The organism is Mycolicibacterium mageritense, from assembly GCF_010727475.1.
In the GTDB taxonomy this organism is placed as follows: Bacteria; Actinomycetota; Actinomycetes; order Mycobacteriales; family Mycobacteriaceae; genus Mycobacterium; species Mycobacterium mageritense.
On sequence record NZ_AP022567.1, the window covers coordinates 1,923,821 to 1,941,330 of the forward strand.

The window sequence follows — 17,510 nt, forward strand, 5'->3', positions numbered from 1 at the left end:
CATCGTCATCCCATCCGGAACGGATCCTGGGAGGCACCCGAGGTTTCGATCCACACCGACTTGGTTTCGGTGAATTCATGAAGTGAGTCGAGGCCTAGTTCGCGGCCGATCCCACTGCCCTTGAAACCACCGAAAGGTGCCGCCCAGGACAATGTTCGGTACGCGTTGACCCAGACGGTGCCGGCCCGCAGTGCCCGCGCCATCCGGTGCGCTCGTTGCACATTGAGAGTCCACACCCCCGCACCGAGCCCGAACGGTGTGGCATTGGCGATGCGGACGGCATCCTCTTCTGTGTCGAACGGGATCATGCACAGCACTGGGCCGAAGATCTCTTCCTGAGCGATCCTCATCGTGTTGTCGACGCCGGTGAAGATCGTCGGGCTGACGAACAGTCCGTTGCCGAGTTCCGGTGCCGTGGGCCGATCTCCTCCTGTCGCGAGTACCGCACCCTCGGCCTGGCCGACGCGCACGTACTCGAGGATCTTGTCCAATTGGGCCCGAAACGCCACGGGGCCCATCTCGCTGGCTGGGTCGAGGGGGTCACCGAGGCGAATATCCTTGGCCCGCTCCACCAGTCGCCGTGCCAGGCCGTCGTAGATGTCGCGCTGCACCAGGAGGCGGGATCCTGCGACACAGGTCTGGCCGGTCGCGGCGAAGATTCCGGCCAGCACGCCGTTGGTCACAGCGTCGAGATCGGCGTCCGCGAACACGATGTTGGGAGACTTCCCGCCCAGCTCAAGTGTCACGCGGGTGATGTTGTCGGCCGCGTTTTTCATCACCTGGATGCCGGTCGCGTTGGATCCCGTGAAGCAGATCCGGTCCACCTCGGGATGACTGACCAACGCCGCTCCGGTGGTGGGGCCGTCACCGGTGACCACGTTGAAGACACCAGGGGGAAAGCCCGCTTCTTCGAACAGTGCTCCGAATCTCAACACGGACGCCGGTGTTTGATCAGCGGCCTTGGCGACCACCGTGCACCCGGCGGCCAGCGCAGGGGCCAACTTCCACGTGAGGAGAAGCAGCGGTGAGTTCCACGGCAGGATGGCACCGACTACCCCCAGCGGCTCGCGGGTTGTGTACGTGAAGAAGTTCGGTTTCTCAGTCGGTATCGTCTCGCCGTGGATCTTGTCGGCATAACCCGCGAAGTACCGGTAGTAACCGGGTAGCGCCTTCATCTGGGCGCCCATCTCGCGAATCAGCTTGCCGTTGTCGGTCGATTCGATCACTGCGAGTTCTTCGGCCCGCCGCTCCAGTAGATCGGCGAAGCGCAGCAGCATTTTCGCCCGATCGGCGCCTGTCATCGAACCCCACGGGCCGTCAAACGCCGAACGTGCTGCCCGCACCGCGGCATCAACGTCGGCGGCGCCGGCGAACGGGGCGGTCGCCCAAACCTCTCCGGTGAAAGGATTGACGCTGTCGGTACGCCGCTCGTCCTTTGCGTCAACCCATGATCCGCCGATCAGCATTCGCAGGGTTTCGACTGCGGATGCTTCGGACAGTGTTGTCATCGAACAGTTTCCATTCTCTCGTCGGCCAGTTGCGGCCGGTCACCGCCGAGAAGACAGTTGCCTTCCCGGACCAGGAAGTCGGCGAGGCGAACCGCCATCGCGCCGATGGTCGGAGTGGGGTTCACACCCGCGCTCGTCGGCATCGAACTGCCGTCGCAGACAAACAGATTGGGAATGTCCCAGGCTTGATGCCAGCGATTGGTCACCGAGTCAGCAGGGTCGGTTCCCATCCGCGCGGTACCGAGCAGGTGGTATCCCGGTGGGGGGTCGAGGAGTCCGGAATCCGTGACGTCATACGCCCCGGCCGCCGTCATGACCTCGCGGCAGCGTGCGATACCGAACTCGACCAGTTTTCGGTCGTTGGGATGGACGCGATACTCGACTCTTGGCGCGGGCATACCCGTTGAATCTGTCAGTACAGGGTCGAGTGTCACGCGGTTGGTGGGTGACGGCAGTTCTTCGGCCATCACGATGATCCAGGCATGATGGCCGAACAACCTGGCGAACTCCTTGTGATGGTCGCTGCCCCACGGCACCGGCTGGCGAGTCCAATATCCGTTTGCGGCAACACCCGCGCCAGGAGCTCGCACCACCAATGCCGTGAAGCCGTTCACGAACCCGCGGCTGGCGTCTGTCTCGTAGAACTGCTGGCTGAACAGAGGCGCACCACGCGCCCCTTTGTAGCCGTCCAGGAACTCTTCGAAGATGCCTTCGACAAAGGCCTGCGGGTGATACATCAGGTTACGCCCGACCTGTCCGCTGCTGTTGGCCAAGCCGTCGGGATGGTCGGAGTTGGCCGACACCAGTAGCAGCCGCGGCGTGCCGATACCGTTGCCGGCGATGATGACAGCTTTGGCATCTTGCCGATGCCGTTGTCCCGTCTCGATATCCACGTAGATGACGCCTCGAGCCGTATCGCCATCGACGATGATCTGTTCGACGCGGCATCCCGTCCGCAGTTGAGCTCCGTTGGCAAGCGCCCGGGGCAGATACCCGGTGGCAGAGGTGGAGATCGAGGACCGCGGACAGCCGAGGATGCACTGCCCGCAATGGTTGCACGGAAGCCGTCCGTCAAGCGGCTTGGTGATGATGGCATTATCCATCCACCACCAGTGCCATCCGAGCTTCTCGAAGCCACGAGCCATCGTCCGGCCGAAGGTTCCCAGAGGAATCGGCGGAGTCGTGTGCGTCGTGCGCGGCGGGTAGGCAGGATCCCCGGCTCGACCCGAGATACCCATCTCTCGATCGTTGATGTCGTAATACGGCTCGAGATCCTCGTAGGTGATGGGCCAGTCGGGAGCCAAACCGTGTTCGGTGCCCTTTCGGAAATCCACCGGTTTGAACCTGGGCCAGTGCGCCGACCAGTGGTTGAGGCTGCCGCCTACATCGTTCCTGTTACGGATGCTGTGCGGCTCTCCTCCGATCGGATAGTCCTGGGGCAGCCTGCGGACATTCGGGTGCACGTTCCATTCCCGTTGCTTGTCCCACTCCCACGTGTCCGAGAAGTGTCGAAGCTCTGCGGGGTGCAGCGGTTTCCCCTGTTCAAGGCAGACGACGCGGAGGCCACCGTCGCTGAGCCGCTTGGCCAGCGCTCCTCCGGCCATTCCGGATCCGACGATCACGACGTCCACGTCGCCGGTAGGAGTCTTCGAGGACGTTACGAGCATCATGATGCGGTCTCCCGGTGCACGCTGCGAACTTGGCTGGTAGGGGTGTAGTGACCGATCCGGGGCGGGACGATGACCTCGTCCAGATCCATCACATAGCCCTGCGGTTGGGGTGGGCTGTGATAGTCGCAGTCCAGTTCGCTCCGCAGAACTCGGACCACCTCTGGCTGGGCGTAATAGCCGAGGTAACAGATCTGCCGGAACAGTGCGAAAGCTGAGGGGATCATTCGTTCCACCCCGCGCGCTGCTTCGATCGGACTGCCGAGCGAGCTTTTCACCCAGGCCACATGCAGCGTTTCCAGTTCCAGCTGATCCTCGGGGATTCTGACGGCCTCGACCAGATAGTCGACGAGCGCAGTCGATGAAGGTGCCGGCCACGGCTCCTGCCCGGGTATCAGGACGTCAGCGAGCGACATCAATCCCTCGGCCACCGATCTGTTCAGCCGGTTGTCGTTGATCATGGTAGGTGCTCCTTTAACTCTTCGGCGGGCTGCCGACAGCTCTCGATGGCAGAGATCTGTGCGAATGATGGCTGACCACTATGGATTCCGGGCCTGATCGACAGATTCGACGCCACGGAATCCGTGGTCATCCCGATAGGTTTCACGAGTGGAAGCCGCTGCCAACAAGGTGACGGCCGCAGTCGCGATGACGTAAACACATACGGGCCACGGCGATCCGCCTGCTGCGGCCATCAGTGCGGTGGCGATCAGCGGTGTCGGGCCACCTGCGAAAGTCGAAGCAAGTTGACTGCCCAGAGACATCCCACTGTAGCGGTGCCGCGCGCTGAACATCTCCGCGAAGAAACCTGCCTGCGGACCGTACATGGCGGCCCACGGCGCAGCCATGAGCACCGCAGCGAGACAAAGCAGGCCGCTGTTTCCGGTCTGGACCAGCCAGAAGAACGGGAAGATGACCACGGCGACCCCGATCGCACCGGACATGTAGACCGCGCGGCGGCCCACCCGATCCGAGAGAGCCGCGAAGAAGGGGATGACAAAGATGCCGAACGCACCGGCGACGGTGACAGCCACCAGCGCAGAGGTACGTGAGAATCCGACTTCCTTTGTCGCGAAACTGATCAGGAGCGTCGCGAAGATGTAGAACGAGATGTTCTCGGCCCAACGCATGCCCAATGCCTGCAGCACTTCTTTCTTCTGGGTGCGAAGCACCTCCAGAATCGGCATGCGCGCCACCTGATCCTCGTGCTTGACGCGCTGGAACGAAGGCGTTTCTGCGATACGCGTCCGGATCACAAGACCCACGACGATCAACACGACACTGAACAGAAATGGCACTCGCCAACCCCAGGCGGCGAACTGTTCTTCGGGCAGGAAACCGAGGATCGCGAATGTTCCGGTGGCCAGTAGCAGCCCAATGGGCGCCCCGACCTGCGGGAAGCTCCCGTTGAGGCCGCGCCGGCCGGACGGGGCATGCTCGACCGCGAGCAGTACCGCGCCACCCCATTCACCCCCGAGACCGAGTCCCTGGATGAACCGCAACACCACCAGCAGCGCTGGTGCCCACATTCCGATGCTCTCGTACGTCGGCAGCATGCCGATGAGAAACGTCGCGCCACCCATCATCGACAAGGTGATGACCAAGGTCTTCTTGCGGCCGATCCGATCCCCGAAGTGGCCGAAGACCACGCCACCGATCGGGCGGGCGAGGTAACCCACGGCAAAAGTCGCGAATGACGCCATCAATCCCGCGGTCGGACTGGCCTGCGGGAAAAAGAGATGGCCGAAGACGAGCGCCGCGGCTGTCGAGTAGATGAAGAAGTCGTACCACTCGACAACGGTGCCGACGAGGCTCGCCAGCGCTGCGTGCGCCGGCGTCTTCCGGTTGATCTGGTGGGCCTGCCCCACCAACGTTCCGTCCATTACCTGCGCGCTCCTTCTGTGATGTGTGCCACTCGGGCCGGACGTGAGAATGTCATCAGATGGTCTGATGTTTGTCAACCGGATTACTTTAGAAAAATGACGCCAAACCTGTTCTGCTGCAATCTATTTAAATGAACATGCGAAGCCTTGCCGGCGGTCTCTCCCAATTCGACGGCAAGGCTTCGGCACCGCCCTACTGTCGTTCAGAGGGCGAGAATGTCACTGTCCACGGACAGGTGACAGCATTGTTCACACGACAGCCGCCGCATGGACTTCACCGAGTGCTGCTGCAGCCGCGGCGAATCCCGCCGCGCGGCCCGTGATCGACCCACACACAAGACCCGACCCCGCCGGATAGCTGTGGTAAAAGAAGCCGCCGGTCATCTCACCGATCGCGTACAGGCCGGGTATCGGATTTCCCGTGCCGGCATCGAGCACGCGGGATCCCCGGTCGATACGCAAACCACCAAACGTGAAGGTGATGCCGCCGGTGAACGGATAAAGCCGGTACGGCGGTGCATCGATTCTCTGAGCCCAGTTGCTCTTCGGCGGCTCAATTCCCCTCGTTGCCTTACCGTCCTTGGTAGTGCTGTCGAACGGCGTGGTGTCATCGACAGCCTTGTTGTACGAGTCGACCGTGCGCGCAAGCTTCGCCGGGTCGAGGCCGGCCATACGCGCCAACTCCTCAAGAGTATCGGCCTGATACACCGTTGCGTCGTCGTAGCGGGGGTCCAGAAGTTGGGCAACCTTGGCGTCGAACAGCTGGAACCCAACACCATTGGGTTGTTTGAGAACAGTCTTCCCGACTGCGACGTAGTTCTGCGGAGCCCAGTCTCGGCCCTCGTCTATGAACCGTTCGGCGTTTTCGTTGACGGCGATCCCGAAGAGAAAACTCGTTCGGTTCGTCCGTTCCCCCGTGTCGAGACTGCCCTGCTTCGGTGAATTCGCATCGATCGGGGCGGCGTGACAGTCAGCCCAGTGGCCGTAGGTTGCGGCTCCGACCCGCAAGGCGGCGTCGAGCAGCTCACCGGTGTTGTACGGGACGCCACGCACTTTCACCAGATTCCACTCGGGCCCTAAGTAGCGTGTCCGCATCTCCGGATTCGCCTCGAATCCCCCACAGCCCAGGATCACTTCGCCCAACAGATCTTCTGTGCGCCCCGCCTCATCCCTGACGCGTACCCCGGCCACACCGCCCAGATCGTCTGTGATCAGATCCACTGCTGCAGTGCCATATCGAATTTCGCATCCGGCCCGCTCGACAGCAGCGAACTCCATGGCGGTCAGCCCCTCTCCGCCGCCGGCGGTCTGCAGCACCAACCCGTTGCGGTAGACGGTCTTGCCGCCTTCGGCCGTGGTCAGATACTGGGCGAACTCGAAGTCGATTCCGTGTTCCTTCATCCAGCGCAGCACGTCCTGGCTCTCCGATACCAGCCACTCGGTGAGGTCAGGATCGGCCTCACCCCGAGATGTCGACATGAGTGCGTTGGTAAACGTCTGAGCCGTGTACGGCTCTACGGTCGCGGCACCGCTGGTGGCGGCATCATTGCCGAGGAGTTCGTCGACGGTGGTCAGCTCGTCGAATGCAAATCTGACGAGACCCGCTGTGTAGCGGGTGTTTCCGCCACGTTGATCACGCGGAGCCTTCTCCAAAATCGTGACTCGGGCACCGGCATCCGACGCCGCAAGCGCAGCGACCAGCGCGGCGTTGCCCGCACCGACAACGATGACATGTTTTGTCATCCCACATCCTTTCTATCCAGCAGATCAGCAGACGTCTGATCATTGCTGTGCGCCGTGCCACTGTCAACCCCCGACCCGCAACCGGTGGTGCTGTATCGTGCAGTTGAAACGTCAGACCATCACCTCATTCGCGGGGAGGCGCTCTCGTGGCAATTAGTGCCGGCCAAGGCACCGGCAAGGCCAGCAAGGCCGACTCGGTTCTCCCCAGCGTCAACCGCGTGAGCCGACAGCGCCTGGCCGACCAGATCATCAGCGAACTCCAAACCGCGATCACCAGCGGGGAACTCAAAGTCGGAGATAAACTCCCACCCGAACCGGTCCTGATGGAACGGTTTGGCGTGGGCCGATCCACTGTGCGTGAAGCCGTACGAGCGCTGGTCCACAGTGGTGTGCTGCGCGTCCAGGTCGGCGACGGCACGTACGTATCCGCGACGCCCAGCGCCGGCGACACGTTGACGGACAAGATCGGCCGCGCAAGCGTTGCCGAACTGTTCGATGTACGACGCGCCTTCGAAATGTCCGTTGCCAGCTTGGCCGCCCGCAACCGATCCGACAAGGATATGAAACGCCTCCGTGAAGCCGCTTCAGCCTGCGAGGACGCCGCCGAGCACGACGACCCGGAGGCGTTTGTGGAGGCCGATTATCGCTTCCACATGGAGGTGGCCGCCGCCACGAAGAACACCCTGCTGGTCGACCTCTACGGCGAGTTACGCGGCGCCGTCCGAACGATGATGCGCGAACAGCCCGATGTCACCGACGTCATCTCCCATCACGCTCTCGCTCTGCACACCAAGCTCTTGAAAGCCCTGCAGGACAAGGACAGTCGCGCCGCCGAACGTATCTGGGCAGCGACGCCCAACCCGTACACAGTCAACCGCTGACGCACAAGCCACACCGTCATCGCCAGCCTGTCACCGCAAAACGTCGAACAGCCGGAAGATCCACAACACCTGATAGAGGATGGTCAGCGTCACGAAGGTGAGCTGGTAGCGCTTGTCGGCCACGAACACCGCGATCAACGAGCAGACGATGAGCACGACCTGCTTGACCACGTATTCGGCGCCCAGCGCGTGGAAGTAGTCCGCGCCCTTGATCGCGGTGTCGATCAGATCGATCGAGAACATGACCGCCAGCAGGCTGTAGAACCACTTCCGCCTGGATTCGAAATAGTCCTGGAATCCGTCGTAGTCATCCATCTTGTCGGGATAGAGCAGTGATGCGATCGCGACGAAGAGCGTGGCGTAGAGCAGGACGAAGAAGTACATCTCGAACGTCCAGACCTGGATCCGCGACAGCCCGAACTCGTACCACCAGAAGTGGACGATCGCCGACAGCATGAACACCGTCCAGCCGATGTGGACGGAGTAGATCTGGTCGCGCTTGGGGTGCTGGATGAACCGGGTCATGCCGTTGACCAGTCGTGCGAGGCTCAGTCCGAGCACCATCCCGACGATGATGCGGATATGGATGAACACGTCGGCCGCCGCCGAACTCGGCACGCCGGCAAGCCTAATCACCGAACCACGCGCGAGAGTCCTTTACCACCGGCGTGTTTGGTTGACGTCAGCGTGAAATAGGTTCGGGCTCGGGGTCGGGAGTGATCGCGCTGTCCAGCGGCGGCACGGGCTTCTCGTTGCGGTACTCCCAGCGGCGCAGCGCCTCCCGGCACGGAGATTCCACGAGCGCGTAGCTGACCGCCGCAAGCGCGAAGCCGAACACGAGCGTCAGAACCAGCACGGCCGGCATGCCGCCGTTGAACAGGAACTCACCGATCATCGGGAACACCATGGCCAGCGCGGCCAGGTGCCACACGAACAACCCGTAGGACCACCGGCCCAGCGTCACCATCACGCGGCTGCCCAGGATGCGGTGCGGCGTGTCGGGGTGGTCGAGCACGAGCGGGGCCAGCAGAGCTCCCGCGACGACGGCGCCCATCGCGGTCTTGAGAGTGACCTGGCCGACCGAACCCGGGTGCAGGCCTTCCAGCCCGGCCAGCGGTGACGCCGCGATGCCGAACGCCGCGACGGCGACGACAGCCATCAGGACACGGTTGCGGCCCAGCCGGTGCACCCAGCCGAACGGACTCACGGTGAGTTCGGCGAGCACCATGCCCGCGGCGAACCACGAGAAGAACGCAGGCGGCCAGTTCCACTGGTTGAGCCCACTGCTGCCGTCGAACGGGATGCGCACCCACAGCAGGCTCAGCGCGGCGACGGCGACGATGACACCGATGCGGGCCCGCACCGGCAGGCGGCGCGCCAGCAGCGCCAGCACCGGCAGCACGAGATAGAAGGTCACCTCGACCGAAAGGCTCCACATCTGGGTCAGGCCCGGGCTCAGCGTCAAGGGCACGTAAATCTGGGTGAGGCTCAGATTCGCCAGCCACACCGTCAGGTCCGCGTTCGCCTCGGGCAACAGCAGCAGGATCACGACCACCGCGACCACGTAGCCGGGCATGATGCGCACGACGCGGGACCGCAGGTAGTGCCCGGTCCGGGGGCGCGGTCGCAATCCACGAGCGGCCGCGGCATGGCCGCGCCACAGCAGGAAGCCCGACAGCGCGAAGAACACCGCGACTGCCAGGTCGAATCGGCCGAAGATACGGCCCATGACCCCGCCGGTGTGCCCGGTCTGGAATGCGACGTGGGTCAGCACCACGCCCATGGCCGCGCAGGCACGCATGCCTTCGACGGCCGGGAGAAAACTCCGTGTTCCCCCGACCGGCTCCGGACCGGTCTCCGGGTCCGACGCTGCGCTGGCCACGCCGACCAGTGTGCCGGGACGACCGGGACAGGCCAAACGGCGGGTGAACTGCCCGGCCAGGATGCCGCCGTAGTAAGTAATGGCCTTAGATAGTGCTGTTAGGGTCGAACGGGTTTGCCTGGAGGACGAGTTGGCCCACACCGAAGGAGGCCCGGTTTGAACCGCGCTGTGGCGCTGCGTATCGCGGCGTGCGGACTCATGGGGCTCGGCGCTGCCCTGTTGATCGCCGCACTGTTGCTGACGACGTACACCAAAGGCAAGATCGCCAAAGTTCCGCTGGACTTGGACACCACCCTGGTCAGCGACGGCACCGCCACCGCGTTCGACCCGGCGTCGCTGACCGCGGAGAAGTTCGCCGTCGACCGCAACGTCCCGGTGGCGCTGCAGCAGCAGATCAGCGTGGAATCGCCGTCGAACGCCGAGGTGGTGACGTTGCAGGTGGGGACGTCCCTGCGGCGCACCGACCGCCAGCAGGACAACGGCCTGCTGCTCGCGATGGTCGACACCGTGACGATGAACCGCAGCTCGGCGCTCGCGGTGTCCAGCGAGAGCAACCCGGGTGGCGCGGTGCAGAAGCCCCGAGCGATCGAGGACGACAAACCGCCGACCAACATCGCGCTGCCGCACGAGGGCCTGACCTACCGGTTCCCGTTCGACACCGAGAAGAAGACCTACCCGTTCTTCGACCCGATCGCGCAGAAGGCGTTCGACGCCAACTACGACGGTGAGGAAGACATCAACGGGCTGACCACCTACCGGTTCACCCAGAACGTGGGCTACGACGCGGACGGGAAGCTGGTCGAGCCGGTCAAGTACTCGTCGCTGTACGAGGACGACGCGGACAGCTCGGTCACCGCGAGTGCGGCCATGTGGGGCGTGCCCGGCGAACCCGACGAGCGGATCACGATGGACCGCTACTACGCCGCGCAGCGCACCTTCTGGGTCGACCCGGTGTCCGGCACGATCGTCAAGGCCCAGGACCACGGCTACCAGTACTACGCGCGTGACGCCCTCAAGCCCGAGGTGACCTACGTCGACTACAAGGTCACCTACAACGAGGAGACCGTCGAAGCCCAGGTCGCAACCGCCCAGGACGAACGGGACCGGATCGGGCTGTGGTCGAACATCCTGCCGATCACGTTCACCGCTCTCGGCCTGATCACGCTGGTCGGCGGCGCGGTGTTGGCGTCGTTCGCGCTGCGGGCCGAGTCGACGCTGATCGACCCGGGCCTCGACGAGGCAGACCACGGCTTCTTCGACACCCAGGGCTTCCAGGTGCCCGGGGCCGAGGCCAAGACCGAGAAGCTGCCCGCACAACGGCCCACCGACCTCCCACCGGACCGAGGGGTCTGATCCTCCGGAGGTTCTGGACGCCGGCGTATGCGCTGGCGCTGTCCTTGCTGGTGACGGCGCCGCTGCTGGCGCCTGGGTATGTGCTGCTGCGCGATGCCGTGTCGACTCCGCGGTCGTATCTGACCGACGCGGCGCTGGGGCTGTCGCAAGCGGCCCCACGCGCATTGCCGCAGGATTTCTTTCTCGCGGTGACGTCGAGCGTGCTCGACGGCGGCGTGGTGGTGAAGATCCTGCTGATCGCCGGACTGTGGCTGGCCGGCTGGGGTGCCGCGGTGCTGGTCGGCGAGGTGCTGGCTTCCGAGGCGGGCCTACCTGGTCAGTTCGTCGCCACGACGCTGGCCATCTGGAATCCCTACGTGGCCGAACGCCTGCTGCAGGGCCACTGGAGCCTGCTGGTCGGTTACGGCTGCCTGCCGTGGGTGGCCGCCGGTGTGCTGCGGTTACGGACGAATTCCGGTTCAGTGTGGGCGCTGCTGTTCTGGATCGCGCTGGCGGGGCTGACCCCGACGGGCCTCATGCTGGCCACCGTGGTCGCGCTGGTGTGTGTCGCGGCACCCGGCGACGGATGGCCGCGGTGGCGGGTCGCGGGCGTCGGGTTGGGCGCCGCAGTGCTCGCCGCGGCGCCGTGGCTGGTGGCTGCGGCGGTCGGCGGTTCGGTGTCCGCGACCGCCGCGGAGGGTGTGCCCGCGTTTGCTGCCCGCGCCGAACCCGGATTGGGCACGCTCGGCAGCCTGGCCGCTCTCGGCGGTATCTGGAACGGGGATGCGGTGCCGGCCTCTCGGACCACACTTTTCGCGGTCGTGGCGACCGTGGTGCTGCTCGGCGTGGTGGTGGCGGGGTTGCCGGTCGTGGCCCGCAGGCCCGCCGCGGTTCCGCTGCTGGTGCTTGCGGCCGTCGCGGTGATCGCGCCGGCAGTGACTGCGACGGGACCAGGGATGGCCGCGGTCGAGGCGATGATCCGGACTGTGCCGGGCCTCGGGGTGCTGCGGGACGGGCAGAAATGGGTCGCCTTGGCCATGCCCGGATACGTCCTCGCGGCGGCCGCTGCGCCGGCGGCCCTCCAGCGGCTGCGTGTTCCGGCCCCCGCTGCCGCGGCGGTGTGCTGTGCCGCGCTGATCGCGGTGCTGCCCGATCTCGCCTGGGGCGTCGGGGGGCAGCTGCGGTCCGTGCAGTACCCGCACTCCTGGGCGTCGGCGGCCGCGACCATCAATGCCGATCCCCGACCCGTGGCGGTACTACCGCCCGACAGCATGCGTGAGTTCTCTTGGGCGGCACCGGTTCTCGATCCGTTGCCGCGTTGGCTGCGAGCCGAGGTGCTGACCACCGGAGACCTGTCGATCGGGGGACGGACGGTTCCCGGTGAGGGTGAACACGCCCGCGCAGTGCAGAACCTGCTGCTCTCCGGCGCATCCCCGCAACAGCTCGCCGAAGCCGGCGTGGGTTGGGTGGTGCACGAGTCCGACGACGACGTCACGGTGCAACGGATCGGCGGCACCGCGCCGGCGTCGCCGCATCGGGGGCTGTTGATCGCCGCTCATCTGGTGTGGCTTGGCCTGCTGGTCGGGGCCGGTGTGGGCCTGGCGGTACGACTGCTCCGGCGCCGCTCGGCCGACTAGATGCCCGCATCCACCTCGAGCAGGATCTTGCCCCGGACGTGGCCGGCCGCGACGCGGCGGTGCGCTTCAGCGGCCTGATCGAGCGGCAGGATCTCCAGCTGCGGCGCGCGGATCTTCCCGGCGCCGAGCGCGGCAACCAACGCGTTGAGCTGGCGTTCTTGATTGGCGTAGTTGGACATGGTGGGGACGACCGATACGCCGAGTTCGGCGGCACGTGCCGGGTCGGGCATCGGCTCGTCGGCGATCAGCGTGGCGATCGGCGTCACGGTGCCGCCACGCCGGACCAGCTCGATCGAGTCCAGCAGGGTGCCCTGGCCGACGGTGTCCACCACGAGATCGACCCCGTCGGGTGCCCACCGCCGCACCGCGTCAGCGACACCGCCCGCACGGTAGTCGATCGCCAGATCGGCACCGAGGGCCCGCACATAGTCGAGATTGGCCGGGCCGCACGTCGCCGCCACCTTGGCACCGGCCATGCGCGCGAGCTGGATCGCGTAGCTGCCCATGCCGCCGGCACCGCCGTTGATCAGCACCGTGGACCCGGCGCCCGTGCCGCCGACGTCGAAGAGCGCCTCCCAACAGGTGACCCCGGCGGTCGGCAGGGCCGCGGCGTCGGGGAACGGCACGGTGTCGGGCAACTTGACGACGCGCCCGCGGTCGGAGGCCACGTACTGCGCGTACGTGCCGCGCTCGCCGCGCCCCATGTTGGACGCCGTGACGACGCGGTCGCCCACCGCAAGATCCGTCACCTGCTCACCGACCTCGGCGACCACGCCGGCCGCGTCGAATCCGAGCACGAACGGGAACCGGTACTCGAAGAACGGCGCCAGCCATCCTTCGCGCGTCTTCCAGTCGGCCGGGTTGACCCCGGCATATGCCACGCGCACGATCACACCGCAGGCCGCGGCCTGGGGGCGCTCGATGTCGGCCACGTGCAGCACCTCGGGGCCACCGAACTCGTCGAGCACCATCGCGCGCATCATCGCCTGCGGATTCATGAGCCGACGGTATGGCCGACCCGCAGTCGCTCGGGCCGGAGGTTCCGCTCACCGGGACAGCGAGCTAAACCAAGCCGCTCACATAGCGGCCGTCGCGCACCGATTCCAGCACGCTGCGCATGGCGTCGGCGCTTTGCGCCCAAGAGAATTCGTCGCTGCGGGCCTGCGCCTTGCTGCCCAGTTGCACGCGCAGCACGGGATCCGCCAACAGCTGCCGCAGCCCCGATACCAGGCCGTCGCAGTCGTCGACCAGCAGGCCGGTCACGCCGTCGACGATCGAATCCGTGAGCCCGCCCGAGGAGCGGTAGCCGATCGTGGGCACGCCGTGCTGCGCGGCCTCGGTCACGGCCAAACCCCAGCCTTCTTTGCGCGACGGCAGCACATGCACCCAGCTCTGCTGCAGCACACGGTGTTTGGTCACATCGTCGACGTGGCCGTGGAATGTCACCAGGTCGGAGATGCCCAGCAGTTCGGCATGGTCGACCAGCCGCTGCTGCCACCAGCCGCCGCCGAGGATGTCCAAATGCAGATCGGGTACCTCGTCGCGCAGGGCGGCAACGGCTTCCAGTGCGTCCTCGATCTGCTTGTGCGGCACCAGGCGCGAAAGCACCACGAGACGCGGGGTCTGCGAGCGCGCGAGCTCCAACGTCTCCGCGGGCGCCTGGTCAAGGCCGTTGCGCACCACGGCGATTCGTCCCGAGTCCACCCCGAGCTCGTTGAGGTCGCGTGCCGAGGGCAGTGACACCGTGACGTATTGATTGCGCCGGTGCAGCCGTGGCGAGAGCCTCGACTCCACGAACCACCCGACGCGGCCCATCACCGGCCCGGCCACGGGCCAGAGCTCGCGGTGACAGTGATGCACCAGCACCGCGACCCGCTTGCCGAACGCCAGGCGGGCCAGGAACGGCAGACCGTTCTGGGTGTCGATCACGACGTCGGGCCGGACCCGCCGCAGCGGACCGAGGCCGATCCTGGCCGCGACCATCGCCAGCCCGGCCCAGATGTACACCGAGTAGGGGCCACCGCCGCGGCTGATGCGCACGCCGTCGACGACCTCGTCGCGTGCCGCACCGGGATAGCGCGCGGTGCGCAGCGTGACGTCGATGCCTTCCTTTGCCCACTGCGCGCCGATGCGCTGCACGTAGGCCTCGCTGCCGCCGCCTTGCGGATGCCCGGTATCCCGCCAGCACAGCAGCAGGATCGAGCTCACGGGACGGGCAGACATCGTGTTGAGCGTACCGGTGAGTAGTTTGGGCGGGTGAATCCGACCGACCGCTTTGCCCGCCGGGCCACGCTGAGCCGGTCGGTGCGGCTGCTGAGCGAGTTCCGGTTCGAGCAGACCGATCCGGCCCGGTTCTACGGCGCGCTGGCCGACGACACCGTCGCGATGGTCACCGACCTGTGGACCGGCACCACGGGTCGCTCGGCCTCCGGACACACGGTGCTGGACGTCGGCGGCGGCCCCGGTTACTTCGCGTCCGCATTCGAAGCCACGGGAATGCCCTACATCGGCGTCGAGCCCGACCCGCGCGAGATGCACGCGGGCCCAGCCGGCGGCACGTCGGCAGGCACGTTCGTCCGGGCGTCGGGCATGGCGCTGCCGTTCGCCGACGACAGTGTGGACATCTGCCTGTCATCGAACGTCGCCGAGCACGTGCGCCACCCGTGGCGGATGGGCAACGAGATGCTGCGGGTGACCCGTCCCGGGGGCCTCGTGGTGCTGTCGTACACCGTGTGGCTCGGGCCGTTCGGCGGCCACGAGATGGGGCTCACGCACTATCTGGGCGGGGTCCGCGCGGCCGAGCGGTACACGCGCAAACACGGCCACCGACCCAAGAACGACTACGGCTCGTCGTTGTTCGCCGTGTCAGCGGCCGACGGCCTGCAGTGGGCGGCGAGCACCGGCGCGCTCGTTCAAGCTTTTCCCCGCTACCACCCACGATGGGCGTGGTGGATGACGTCGGTGCCGGGGTTTCGGGAAGTCGCGGTGAGCAATCTGGTGCTGGTCCTGCAGCCGCGGTAAATCCGTCAACTGGAACAGGTTCTCGTTTTACCGAATTCTGGGTAGTGTGACGCTCATGACACAGAGCGTTCAGGCGGCCAAGACCGATTACGACAAGTTGTTCATCGGTGGCCACTGGGTCGAACCGTCGACCGCAGAGGTGATCGAGGTCTTCTCCCCCGCGACCGGCGAGAAGGTCGGTCAGGTTCCGTTGGCGGCGGAGGCTGACGTCAACGCCGCGTGCGCCGCGGCCCGCAAGGCGTTCGACGACGGCCCGTGGCCGCGCATGTCGCCACACGAGCGGCAGGCCGTGCTGGCCAAGGCCGTCGAACTGGTCAACGCGCGGGCCGACGAGTTCAAGCACCTGCTCAAGCTGGAGACGGGCCAGCCGCCGACCATCGTCGACATGATGCAGTTCGGCGCGGGGGTGTCAGGCCTGCAGTACTACGCGGGTGCGGCCGACAAGTTCGCCTGGAAGGACATCCGCGACGGCATCTACGGCCAGACCCTGGTGGTCAAGGAGCCCATCGGCGTCGTCGGCGCCGTCATCGCATGGAACGTGCCGTTCTTCCTGGCGTGTAACAAGCTGGGCCCGGCCCTGCTGGCCGGATGCACCGTGGTGCTCAAGCCCGCCGCCGAGACCCCGCTGACCACCAACCTGTTCGCCGAGGTGTTCGCCGAGGCCGGCCTGCCCGAGGGCGTGCTGTCGGTGGTCCCGGGCGGCCCCGAGACCGGCCGTGCGCTGACCAACAATCCCGAGCTGGACAAGTTCACGTTCACCGGGTCGAGTGCGGTCGGCAAGGAGATCGGCAAGCTCGCCGCCGAGAAGCTCAAGCCGTGCACGCTCGAGCTGGGCGGCAAGTCCGCGGCCATCATCCTGGAGGACGCGGACCTGGACTCGACGCTGCCCATGCTCGTGTTCTCGGGCCTGATGAACTGCGGGCAGGCGTGCGTCGGGCAGACCCGCATCCTGGCGCCGCGGTCGCGCTACGACGAGGTTGTGGAAAAACTCGCGGGCGCCGTCGCAGCGATGCAGGTCGGCCTGCCCGACGACCCCGCGGCGATGATCGGGCCGTTGATCAGCGAGAAGCAGCGCGAGCGCGTCGAGGGATACATCCGCAAGGGTGTCGAGGAAGGAGCCCGGCTCGTGACCGGCGGCGGCCGCCCCGAGGGCCTGGATTCCGGGTGGTTCGTGCAGCCGACCGTGTTCGCCGACGTCGACAACTCGATGACCATCGCGCAGGAGGAGATATTCGGACCGGTGCTCGCGGTGATCCCGTACGACACCGAGGACGACGCCGTGCGCATCGCCAACGACTCGCCGTACGGCCTTGCAGGCAGCGTCTACACGACCGATTTCCCCAAGGCCATCGAGATCGCGTCGAAGATCCGCACCGGCACCTACGCGGTGAACATGTACGCGTTCGATCCCGGCGCACCGTTCGGTGGCTACAAGAATTCGGGCATCGGTCGGGAGAACGGGCCCGAGGGCATCGAGGCCTACACACAGGCCAAGAGTGTGCTGCTGCCCTTTGGATACACGCCCGAGTAGAACTCGCGCGAATATCGCAAAACGGCCCCTTTTCCTGGGAAAAGGGGCCGTCTTGCGTCGTGTCTGCCAAGGAAGTGGACAGCTCCCGTACAACTTCGCCAGCTAGGGTGGGCACCCCATCCATGCCCAACAATGAGGGAGGCACTGTGGCAGTTTCGGTCGATCTGGCAAAGTCGCTCGACAAGGCTTACGAGGACAAGTCGCTCAAGGAGATCCTGGATGCGTCTCCGGCCGCACTGGCCGGCGTCAGCGACTCCGACGCCGAGCATCTCGCAGCGGCGTTCAACATCAAGACCGTCCGACAGCTGGGCTCCAACAAGTTCTTCGCGGTGGCCGCCGGCCTGGTCGCGCTGGAGAACGCGGGCTAGTTTCTTACGCCGAGCAGACGCGCAGGTACCCCATTTCGCATGATTTGGGGTACCTAC

The 17,510-nt window shown here is 65.8% G+C and carries 15 protein-coding genes; 6 read left to right on the forward strand and 9 right to left on the reverse strand.

Annotated features, from left to right (window positions below; translation table 11 throughout):
• Window positions 1–5: 5 nt before the first annotated feature.
• From G6N67_RS09245 to tcuA, 5 genes are all read right to left on the reverse strand, one after another.
• Window positions 6–1,508, reverse strand: coding sequence for an aldehyde dehydrogenase (locus G6N67_RS09245; RefSeq protein ID WP_036432725.1), 1,503 nt, complete (start codon window positions 1,506–1,508; stop codon window positions 6–8).
• Window positions 1,505–3,178: a GMC family oxidoreductase gene (locus G6N67_RS09250; RefSeq protein ID WP_197747958.1), complete on the reverse strand. Its 1,674-nt coding sequence runs from the start codon at window positions 3,176–3,178 to the stop codon at window positions 1,505–1,507. The genes G6N67_RS09245 and G6N67_RS09250 overlap by 4 nt, the downstream gene beginning before the upstream one ends.
• Window positions 3,175–3,636: a hypothetical protein gene (locus G6N67_RS09255; protein WP_036432723.1), complete on the reverse strand. Its 462-nt coding sequence runs from the start codon at window positions 3,634–3,636 to the stop codon at window positions 3,175–3,177. Before G6N67_RS09255 ends, G6N67_RS09250 begins: the two co-directional genes overlap by 4 nt.
• 78 nt (window positions 3,637–3,714) lie before the next feature.
• Window positions 3,715–5,058, reverse strand: coding sequence for an MFS transporter (locus G6N67_RS09260; RefSeq protein ID WP_063835115.1), 1,344 nt, complete (start codon window positions 5,056–5,058; stop codon window positions 3,715–3,717).
• A 249-nt stretch (window positions 5,059–5,307) separates the two neighbouring features.
• Window positions 5,308–6,801 carry an FAD-dependent tricarballylate dehydrogenase TcuA gene (gene tcuA, locus G6N67_RS09265; protein WP_036432721.1) on the reverse strand — a complete coding sequence of 498 codons (1,494 nt, stop codon included), beginning with the start codon at window positions 6,799–6,801 and terminating at the stop codon, window positions 5,308–5,310.
• 218 nt (window positions 6,802–7,019) lie between these two features.
• On the opposite strand from tcuA, the gene G6N67_RS39480 reads away from it, so the two are divergent.
• A complete protein-coding gene (locus G6N67_RS39480; protein ID WP_036435529.1) occupies window positions 7,020–7,682 on the forward strand; it encodes a FadR/GntR family transcriptional regulator in 663 nt (220 codons plus the stop codon).
• A gap of 30 nt (window positions 7,683–7,712) precedes the next feature.
• Here the strand turns inward: G6N67_RS39480 and G6N67_RS09275 are convergent, their stop codons facing one another.
• The gene (locus G6N67_RS09275) at window positions 7,713–8,300 is read right to left on the reverse strand and encodes a hypothetical protein (RefSeq protein ID WP_036432719.1); all 588 of its coding nucleotides are present in this window, start codon (window positions 8,298–8,300) and stop codon (window positions 7,713–7,715) included.
• 64 nt (window positions 8,301–8,364) lie between these two features.
• Window positions 8,365–9,483: an acyltransferase family protein gene (locus G6N67_RS09280; protein WP_073909257.1), complete on the reverse strand. Its 1,119-nt coding sequence runs from the start codon at window positions 9,481–9,483 to the stop codon at window positions 8,365–8,367.
• Window positions 9,484–9,720: 237 nt separating this feature from the next.
• Between G6N67_RS09280 and G6N67_RS09285 the strand changes: the two genes are divergently transcribed.
• On the forward strand, window positions 9,721–10,917 hold the full coding sequence (locus G6N67_RS09285; RefSeq protein WP_036432716.1) for a cell envelope lipid trafficking protein PgfA: 1,197 nt from the start codon (window positions 9,721–9,723) through the stop codon (window positions 10,915–10,917).
• 50 nt (window positions 10,918–10,967) lie between these two features.
• Window positions 10,968–12,533 (forward strand): MmpA family trehalose lipid delivery protein, encoded by a 1,566-nt coding sequence (locus tag G6N67_RS09290; protein WP_036435527.1) that lies wholly within the window; start codon window positions 10,968–10,970, stop codon window positions 12,531–12,533.
• On the opposite strand, the gene G6N67_RS09295 is transcribed toward G6N67_RS09290, so the two are convergent.
• Window positions 12,530–13,531 carry an NADP-dependent oxidoreductase gene (locus G6N67_RS09295; RefSeq protein WP_230021317.1) on the reverse strand — a complete coding sequence of 334 codons (1,002 nt, stop codon included), beginning with the start codon at window positions 13,529–13,531 and terminating at the stop codon, window positions 12,530–12,532. The genes G6N67_RS09290 and G6N67_RS09295 overlap by 4 nt on opposite strands.
• 64 nt (window positions 13,532–13,595) lie before the next feature.
• Window positions 13,596–14,756 (reverse strand): glycosyltransferase family 4 protein, encoded by a 1,161-nt coding sequence (locus tag G6N67_RS09300; protein WP_036432715.1) that lies wholly within the window; start codon window positions 14,754–14,756, stop codon window positions 13,596–13,598.
• A 33-nt stretch (window positions 14,757–14,789) separates the two neighbouring features.
• On the opposite strand from G6N67_RS09300, the gene G6N67_RS09305 reads away from it, so the two are divergent.
• The 3 genes from G6N67_RS09305 to G6N67_RS09315 all read left to right on the forward strand — a co-directional run bounded on the left by G6N67_RS09305 (window position 14,790) and on the right by G6N67_RS09315 (window position 17,453).
• Window positions 14,790–15,554: a class I SAM-dependent methyltransferase gene (locus G6N67_RS09305; protein ID WP_036432714.1), complete on the forward strand. Its 765-nt coding sequence runs from the start codon at window positions 14,790–14,792 to the stop codon at window positions 15,552–15,554.
• Window positions 15,555–15,609: 55 nt separating this feature from the next.
• The gene (locus tag G6N67_RS09310) at window positions 15,610–17,085 is read left to right on the forward strand and encodes an aldehyde dehydrogenase (RefSeq protein ID WP_036432713.1); all 1,476 of its coding nucleotides are present in this window, start codon (window positions 15,610–15,612) and stop codon (window positions 17,083–17,085) included.
• 146 nt (window positions 17,086–17,231) lie between these two features.
• Window positions 17,232–17,453 (forward strand): hypothetical protein, encoded by a 222-nt coding sequence (locus G6N67_RS09315; RefSeq protein ID WP_036435523.1) that lies wholly within the window; start codon window positions 17,232–17,234, stop codon window positions 17,451–17,453.
• Window positions 17,454–17,510 lie beyond the last annotated feature (57 nt).

What these genes read in the sequence shown, in the direction of transcription:
- G6N67_RS09245 (WP_036432725.1), bottom strand. Translation starts at nt 1,508, where the DNA reads ATGACAACACTGTCCGAAGCATCCGCAGTCGAAACCCTGCGAATGCTG.
- G6N67_RS09250 (WP_197747958.1), bottom strand. Translation starts at nt 3,178, where the DNA reads ATGATGCTCGTAACGTCCTCGAAGACTCCTACCGGCGACGTGGACGTC.
- G6N67_RS09255 (WP_036432723.1), bottom strand. Translation starts at nt 3,636, where the DNA reads ATGATCAACGACAACCGGCTGAACAGATCGGTGGCCGAGGGATTGATG.
- G6N67_RS09260 (WP_063835115.1), bottom strand. Translation starts at nt 5,058, where the DNA reads ATGGACGGAACGTTGGTGGGGCAGGCCCACCAGATCAACCGGAAGACG.
- tcuA (WP_036432721.1), bottom strand. Translation starts at nt 6,801, where the DNA reads ATGACAAAACATGTCATCGTTGTCGGTGCGGGCAACGCCGCGCTGGTC.
- G6N67_RS09280 (WP_073909257.1), bottom strand. Translation starts at nt 9,483, where the DNA reads ATGCGTGCCTGCGCGGCCATGGGCGTGGTGCTGACCCACGTCGCATTC.
- G6N67_RS09295 (WP_230021317.1), bottom strand. Translation starts at nt 13,531, where the DNA reads ATGAATCCGCAGGCGATGATGCGCGCGATGGTGCTCGACGAGTTCGGT.
- G6N67_RS09300 (WP_036432715.1), bottom strand. Translation starts at nt 14,756, where the DNA reads ATGTCTGCCCGTCCCGTGAGCTCGATCCTGCTGCTGTGCTGGCGGGAT.
- G6N67_RS09310 (WP_036432713.1), top strand. Translation starts at nt 15,610, where the DNA reads ATGACACAGAGCGTTCAGGCGGCCAAGACCGATTACGACAAGTTGTTC.